This is a genomic window from Variovorax sp. DXTD-1, assembly GCF_003984625.1.
Lineage (GTDB): Bacteria > Pseudomonadota > Gammaproteobacteria > Burkholderiales > Burkholderiaceae_C > Variovorax.
Genome location: NZ_RWKH01000036.1, coordinates 21,008 through 27,613, shown reverse-complemented (window position 1 = coordinate 27,613; position 6,606 = coordinate 21,008). Strand labels below are relative to the sequence as shown.

The 6,606-nt window shown below is 66.2% G+C and carries 5 protein-coding genes; all 5 read right to left on the bottom strand.

Annotated features, from left to right (window positions below; translation table 11 throughout):
* Positions 1-6 precede the first annotated feature (6 nt).
* Genes EJI00_RS24190 through EJI00_RS24170 form a run of 5 tightly spaced genes read right to left on the bottom strand, consistent with a single transcriptional unit; the run spans position 7 to position 6,594 of the window.
* Positions 7-573 carry a GspH/FimT family pseudopilin gene (locus EJI00_RS24190; protein WP_126750020.1) on the bottom strand — a complete coding sequence of 189 codons (567 nt, stop codon included), beginning with the start codon at positions 571-573 and terminating at the stop codon, positions 7-9.
* Positions 570-1,004: a type IV pilin protein gene (locus EJI00_RS25510; RefSeq protein WP_126750018.1), complete on the bottom strand. Its 435-nt coding sequence runs from the start codon at positions 1,002-1,004 to the stop codon at positions 570-572. Before EJI00_RS25510 ends, EJI00_RS24190 begins: the two co-directional genes overlap by 4 nt.
* Positions 1,001-4,939 (bottom strand): pilus assembly protein, encoded by a 3,939-nt coding sequence (locus tag EJI00_RS24180; protein WP_126750017.1) that lies wholly within the window; start codon positions 4,937-4,939, stop codon positions 1,001-1,003. Before EJI00_RS24180 ends, EJI00_RS25510 begins: the two co-directional genes overlap by 4 nt.
* A 30-nt stretch (positions 4,940-4,969) precedes the next feature.
* Positions 4,970-5,623, bottom strand: coding sequence for a PilX N-terminal domain-containing pilus assembly protein (locus tag EJI00_RS24175; RefSeq protein WP_126750016.1), 654 nt, complete (start codon positions 5,621-5,623; stop codon positions 4,970-4,972).
* Positions 5,620-6,594, bottom strand: coding sequence for a PilW family protein (locus EJI00_RS24170; protein ID WP_126750019.1), 975 nt, complete (start codon positions 6,592-6,594; stop codon positions 5,620-5,622). Before EJI00_RS24170 ends, EJI00_RS24175 begins: the two co-directional genes overlap by 4 nt.
* Between the last annotated feature and the right edge of the window lie 12 nt (positions 6,595-6,606).

Here is a 6,606-nt window from a genome sequence, read left to right as displayed (position 1 = left end):
TCTAGCTCATTTGCCCCCGCTGCCGCAAGCGCCGGTTCCGCACTCACCTCGCACGTCGGGGTTGCAGACCCTGGCGCGGCCCGACGCCGACACCACGATCGACGTCCTTCGTCCCGACTCGGCCTTCAGCGTGAGGCATCCGGCACCGAAGCCCGTGCCGCCCGCCCGGCGAGCGAAGCCATTGCTGTCGTAGTCCAGCCCCCGCACGAATCCGTCTCCAAGTGCTGCGTCGACGCTCACCCCGTTCGGAAGCTTTTCGAACTTGCGCACCGTGTGCATTGCGCCTTCCGGTCCGGCCTGCACGGCCCAGCCGCTCGACCAGTCGCTTCCCTCGAGGGCGCCCACGTGGACCTTTTGCGAACGCTGAATGGCTTCGGTGCGGGCCAGGTTCAGCGCGGCCACGAAACCGCTCGAAGCAGCGGCAAGCCGCTGGTTGAGCAGCAGGTCGCGAAACGAGGGAACAGCGATCGAACCCAGGATTGCCATGATGGCCACCACGGCCATCAGCTCGACGAGGGTGAAGCCGCCCGACGCGACCCTCGCCCCCATCGACCATTGCCAGCCCTGTCTCATTGCCAGCACCTGGCCCCTGCTGCGCCATCGCAGCCCTTGTCTCCCATGCTGTCGATCCAGAGCGCTCCGACCTCGGGATCGGCGTAGCCCGGCTTCGGGGTTGCCGTGAGCCTGATGCAGCGCTCGATGGTGCCTTGCCCCTCGCAATTGCCGCTCTCGACAAGATACTTGCCGCCCGCACCTCCCTCGCCGGACCCGCCTTCGTAGCGCTTGTACTGACCGGTCATGGTGTATTGCCGCTCTTGCTGCTGCATCTGCTGCATCAGGGCCGAGCGCGCCTCGGTGCGCCAGCCCTTGCGTACGAAGTTCAGGTAAGACGGATAGGAGATGGCGGCCAGGATGGCGAGGATCGCGACCACGATCATCAATTCGACCAGCGTGAAGCCGCGAATGCGACTGGCGCCGCCGTTTGCCGGCGTGGCGGCTTTCATGGCTTTGCTCCCTGAAAGTCGACGATCTGGCGCCAGTTCAGGCGCCCGGCCACTTGCGAAACCTGGCCGCCTTCCAACGGCTGCACAGTCGAAATGGCGGCTCCGCCAGGGCTGCTTCCAGAGCCGACGTTGATTACCGAAAGCTTCTTCGTGGCCGAACGGCGCCCGAACGCATCGGGTGAGGCATAGGCGCCTTCGCCAAGCGCAACGAGCAAAGGCGACGACAACAAACCCACCGTTGAAGGCACGCAGGTCCCGCCCTTCGAAAGCCCGGTCATTGCATTGACCGCGCAGCTGCGGCCGCCGCCGTTTGCGCCGCAGGCATTGCCATTCGGTATCAGCGTGTTGAAGAACAGGTAGCCGTCGCTGAGTGCCAGCCGGGTCACCTGCCGCTCGCCGGAATCGAGCGACCCGGGAAGGTCGAAATACCAGCCGCGGCGGCTTGCCACGCCGCGGTTTCCGGTGCCGTAGACGAAAGGTTCGCCCACGATGGCCGGCAACGGCTGGCCGGCGGCAGCGGCCGCAGTGCGTGGCTGCAGTTGCGTGCGCGTTTCGTGCGCGGGAATGGCGGTGCCCGAGTCGTACACGCCGTAGAGCGTTTGCACCGCATGGCTGGCGCTGCCGATGTCTTCGGCGCTCATGAACTTGCCGGTGCCGAAGAGCACGATGGCGCCGCCGTTCGGCCCCGCCCCCACTTCTGGCGCCACGGTGATCGGTTGGCGCTTTGCGCCCGCGCCGGGCGACACGGCGACCATGAGCGGTTGCCCCTTCAAGCCGAGTGCGTTGTCCTCGTTCCACGGCGCACGGGCGGTGAAGTCGAACTTCCACAGGTTGCCTTGCGTGTCGCCGGCGTACAGCCAGCGCACCGATCCGTCCGCGGCTGCGTAGTCGCCCGGCCTGCCGAGGGCATTCACCATGGTTTTGTCCGCTGGAGCCGGCAGCACGACCTTGTGATAGTTGACGCCCCGCTTCCAGGCAACGCCAGCGGGCTTGTCGAGCGAGAGCAGGAACAGCGCCCCGCGCCGGTCCGGATTGGCGTTGTTGAAGCCCGAAGGAACCACGGCAAACCACGCATGGGCAGCGGCCCCGGTGCGTGTGGCCGCGGAGATGCGGAACTTCAAGATGCGCGGCGGCTGGAGCACATGGCCCATGTCCTCGTCGTCGAGACCGGTGAACTCCCACAGCACCTTGTCGGCTGAAAACGCGGCGGGGTCCGAGACATCGAGCGCGAAGACGCCGGTTGCTCCAGCACCCATTCCAGAAACCAGCACGGTCTTCCAACTGCCGTCAGCCATCCTCGCTTCCGTTGCGGCGGGGGATCCATCGACATAGGATTGATGCACATGGTCCGGCGAGCTGTAGGCACCGAGCTTCGGCAACACCGCGCGTGGCACGTAGGCGAAGAGCTCGCTTCCCGTGGCGGCCGAGAAGGCGTGCAGCATGCCGTCGTTGGCGCCGACGTACACCACCGAGGCGCGCGCCTTGTTCGCCTCCAGAAACAGGCGATAGCTGGTGTCCTGCGCGTGTGGGCCCGGCGCGCCCACGAACAGCGGGTTCGAATTGGCAACATCGCCCATGACCGAGTCACGCACGCGGAATATTCCACCCCGCGCCGACAGTTCCTTGCGGCGGTCCCCGCGCAGATAAGCCACCCGGTCGGCTCCCTGCCCATCGGATGCCACGGGCACCGCGTAGGGCGTGGCATTCAAATAGCCTCGCGCTACGGTGTCGAGCGACTCCCAGCGAAAAGGCGTGCCTCGGCCTGCCGACGAAAGGGTGACGATGTTCCTGTCCGAGGGATCGCGCGCCACAAGTGCCGGCTGAGCCGATGCGCTGCCGGTCAACAGGGCTCCCGCGTCCCACGCGGGTTCATCGGCCTGGCGCACCGTGCTCGCAGCCGCGTCGTAAGCCAATGGATACGACAGCAGCGTGCCCGACCAGCGGCGTCCGCTGAACCGCGGCACGTAGAGGCTGCTCCCGGCTTCCGCAATTCGGCCCGACGAAATGGCCGGGTCCGCCGTGCCCCCGCCCGATGGCGCTGCTGCCAACTCGAAAATCCGGCGGATTGCACTGAGCAATTGCCGCGGCTCGCCCACCATGAAGTAGTTGGAAGGCTTGGGCTGGCCATCGTCGTCGATGCCTTCGGCCCATTCGGAATTGCCCGCCACGTCGGCCTGGCCACCGCCACCTGAGGCCCTGAACGGATTGCCATCCGCGTTGCTGTCTGCAAAGCCACCGTACTTCGAGGCGAGATAGAGCGCGCTGCCGCGCTGCGCTTGCCGGATGGCCCCCTGCCCGCCCGCGTCCAAGTCGATGCCGAAGGTCTGGACCCGTACATCGGGGTAGTCGGCACGAATCTTCTGCGTGTTCGCCCAATAGGCCAGTCCTGCCATGCCGAACGAACCCTTGTCGGCGCCTGTTTCCGCAACTGCGATGGTGCTCGCCGTCAGTTGCGCGCCGCCCTTGTAGTTGAAGGCCGGAAGGCCGCGGTTTCCGGTCGTTGCGAGACCGGCCTTCCCCGAAGGGTGGGTATAGGACAGCGACTCGCGGTTCTCGAACGCGCCGACCAGGCGGGTCCAGTAGGACGTGTCGGGCTCGAACGATGCGTTGCTGAAGCCGCGGCCGCCGCCCGGCAGCCCGGGCAATGAGCGATCGCCGTGCGTTTCGAGATCTCCGATCGCCAGGATGTAGTTCTTGCGGCAGCTGGCACCCACGGGGTCCCAGCTCTTGTGGCCGTCGGTGCGCCATTGCGCGGTGTCGTTGTAGACGGGCAGCCCGTCCTTTCGCGGATCGTCGATGGCTGCTACGCCGGCGATTGCATCCCGCGTGGGCACCTTGCCTTGCAGGTAGCGCAGCGATTCGTAGTAGAGCTCGCCCGCGGGGTCGAACTTCCTGTACGCACCGGCGCGGCCGAAGCGGTTCAGATAGTTGATGGTGGATATCGGATTGCCAAGAAAGACGCCGGTCCTGGCGTCCCATTCGGTTTGGGGGTTGTCCACCCTGTCGAGCTTGGCCTCCAGCTTTCTCGGCCCGGCGTATTTCATCGGTGCGCGCAACACGCCTCCATAGCGGGCCGGGTCGTTGTCGAGCAGATAGCCGAACACGGCGAAACGAAGCTTGTCGGCGTAATGCTGTACCTCTCCGGCGGGCTTGAAATTGCCGCTCGGGTACTTGAGGCACAGGTCGCTGCGCACGGCCGCTTCGGCCGCGGTGCAGACCTCGACCCGCGCGAAGTACGGAGCGCTCGACGCGCCGGGGCCGTATTGCTGGTCGGTGCCGGGGCTGGCGCAGCTGCCGCTTGCGCTCGGTCCGACGAAGATGCGGTCGGCGCAGTGGTTGAAGTGAAGAGTGCCGGCCGCGCGCAAGCCGTTGCCGCTGCCCGCCACCAACGGCGTGAGCTTGTCCAGGTTGCCGGTCACGGCCTTGTCGGGGAAGTGGCTGCTGCGGTAAAAATCCTGTGGCAGCACGGTGCGTTGCAGCACGGTACGGTCGGCTTCGTCCACCACCCGGTCGCCACCTGTCAATGCAAGCCTCAGCACGTCAAGGGTGGACGTCGCGGCCCAGTTCAACAGGTTGCCGCTCCATTGATGCGCGCAAGCAATCTCGCCGCCTGCAAGTCGGGTTGCCGGGGACAGGCGCTTGAAGTAGCCATCGGCGACGGCGTAGTCGTAGCAGGCCATCGGATCCCAATAGCCCAGGTAGACCTTCTTCCAGTCGAAGCTGCCGCGATAGGCTGCACCGGTGTTCGAGAACTCCAGTGCGAGGTCGAGCACCATGTTCGGGTCGACGCGCGAGGCCACGGACGACAGCGGCTCGCTCGGCAGCTCTACAGCCGGCGCCACGCCGCTCTCCGCTGCAGATACCGAGGTACCGATGCAGAGCACCCATGCGGCAACAGCTGCCGCCGAGCGCACGCGACTTTCAAGAGAACGCATTCGGATCCCGTTTCAGCAAAAGAAGGAAGGTCAGGACGGGCAACCCGGACTGGCGGCCGGCTTGTACAAATTGGTTTGCAGCACCACCTGCGTCTCGTCTCGTACGCCGTAGCCGATGGCCGTGACGCGAAAGAGATGCGAAACACTTCGCGCGCTTGCGCTTTGGAGCTGGCTGGACTGCCACCCGCCGAGGTTGCGCGCCGCCTCCACGATGTAGCGGGGGGCGCGTGCGGACAACGCGCCGCCCCGGGCGCCTGCGGCCGCACTGGCCGTGGTGTAGTTTTGCCCGGTGAAGGTGCCGTAGGCGACTGAGGTTGTGCTTTCGGCTGCGAAATCAGCCGTCATCCAGACCGGCTTGGCACCGTCTTCAGCCTGGGCGCACAACCCTTGGTGAATGCCCGTGCCGCCGCATCCCGCAACAAAGGCCGAGACATTCCTGCCGTTGAAAACACACAGGCGCTGCGCCGCGCTTGGGTTCGGGCCGAGCACGTCGCGCTCGGCGTCGACGAGCGCTGCTTCGGCGGCCTGGAACGCGATTTCAGTGTCGCGGTCGTTGCGTGCGCTTCGCTCACCCACCAGCGAGACCTGCGCAGCACCAATGCCCAACACCATCGCAATGAGCAGCATCAACAGCACCACGATCAGCGAGAAGCCTCGCTGCGCCGAAGGGCCGCTCCGGTTCATGGAGCCGGCTCCTTCATGACGTTGCGCAGCATGACGGTGAATGTGGCGGCGCGCCGCAACCTGCCGTCCGCCGGCGGCATGAAGCTCACGCCAGGAAAGTCGGCGCCGAGGGGGTAAAGACGTTCGATCTGCGTTTGGGCTCCGCCAATGCCGGGGCCACTGCGCGCCACCATGCCGATGCGAAGACCGACCACCTTGCGCCACTCATCGTTGATGCCGGCGGTGGAGCCCGCCAGCGCCTCCAGCTGCGCAGCATCGAGCCAGCGTTCAGGCACGCTGTCGCCATTGCCGTCGTAGGCGTAGACGACCTTGAACACCTCGATGCCGCGCGCAAGCGGCTCGGACCTGAACGCACCCTCTTTGTCGCTGCGGTATTTGCAGTAAAGCTCGGGCTCCTTGTCGGCGGCTTCCGCCACGAAGAAGAAGCTCCACGCGCGATCGGCGAGCGACGGCTCGCCATCCGACGGCCCGGCCTGCGCGATCCCCATGCAATCGACCATGGTGCCGTCGGGTTCGGTGTCGCCACCTCCGGCGCGGCTGCGGCCGAAAAACCGCACCCGCAGCGAGTCGCTTCCGTTCACGCCCTTGCTGTTGTGGCTGCCGTGGCTTTCGCCTGTGAAGCCTACCCGCGCATTGCTCGCGCCGACAATGTCCAGGTCGGATGGATCGTCGGGTGAGGCCATCAGGGTGGCGTTGCTGCCGATGACCATGGTGCCGTCGGAGCCGACGCGGTCCGGCGCGTAGTCGGCATAGCCGGCTTGCCGCACCATGCTCCTGATGACGGCAGCCGCGAACCTCAGCGAATCTTCCACCGCCTGCGCTTCCGCATTGGCGGCAAAGAGCTGCCGGCTGCCAAGGAAGGTGGCCGTGGCGGCAAGCACCACCACCAGCCCGATCGCGGCGGCGACCATCAATTCGACCAAGGTCATCCCGCGCTGGCGCAGACGCCTTGGGTGATGAGGGGCTCGCATGGCAGCCGTTCG